We start from the raw sequence: 997 nt of genomic DNA, 5'->3' as shown, positions 1-997 counted from the left end.
TATTAAATGTCGGTGAGGGCAAGATACGCACCTCTCATGACTTTTTTGATGAGGAAGAGGCCTCGCGTGCGATGCAGCGCCCAGATATACTTCTCGCAGAGTTGCAGACGCTCTTCTGGGGCTTCAGGGCATCGGCTGGTCCATTGAAATGGAAGGAATTTTTACTGGAGCTCAACGAACTCTGTGAAACCATGATCACTAGCCAGTTTGCCGTGGCTGCGCAATCTAAAATATTGAGTTCGCTGTCAGGCATTCAACACCTGAGGCAACTTCATGAGCGCATGGGACAGGTGGTATATGAATCCTTTTTGCCGAGGGTACTATACATACGAGAATTTTTGCGCAATGGACGGCTGGCAGAATCTGCGGCATGCCTCATAGACTTTTTGCCCGGCCCCAGCGCCACATCTGGAGAGTTGAGCAGGCTCTTACTAAGAATTTACAACGTGCCCATCCGCGTTCGCAATGTTTATATCGACAACTTTAGTCAGGCTTGCAGTATTACCCCCTACGGCATCAGTGATTATCAAGAGCCTGGCGCATCTCTGCCACTTAGCAGCTGTGAGTCTGCATTTAAGGCAGCAATTGACGAACATGCCCACCATTTCCTAAGCAGATTTCAGCCTGATACTAGGGAAAATGTGGTGGAGCGCAGGCTTGAGGACGAGCTCAGTAGAGATCCTGAGACGCAATACAGGCCCCTCAGCCTTTCAGAACAGCAAAGGCACGCTATTGTAAAAACCGCAGCACGCAGATCAATTGCCCAGCGTGCAATGAATAGCGGTATATCCAAAATGTGGCTATACAGTATTGGTATACTTGCTCTCGTAATAGCAGTCTTCCTCGTCCAAGTCACCCCTCCCTATGTGTTTGTACCTTATATGGTACTTGTAGCAGGCTTCTTAGGTTTTGTAGCAGGTCGTCAATACATCAGTAAAGATGCTAGCGTGGAACATTGTATGAGTATTGCACAGGTACCAACTGCGGTAGTGCGCCC

1 pseudogene is annotated in these 997 nt (G+C 48.7%); it reads left to right on the top strand.

Features of this window, described 5'->3' with window-relative positions:
• Nucleotides 1–997: pseudogene (locus GAC_RS01660) on the top strand (hypothetical protein); the annotation flags it as partial.

This window comes from Anaplasma marginale str. Florida (assembly GCF_000215485.1).
Classification (GTDB): Bacteria; Pseudomonadota; Alphaproteobacteria; order Rickettsiales; family Anaplasmataceae; genus Anaplasma; species Anaplasma marginale.
Note: the sequence above shows the minus strand (reverse complement) of the source record. Positions and strands in the feature narration are given on the sequence as shown.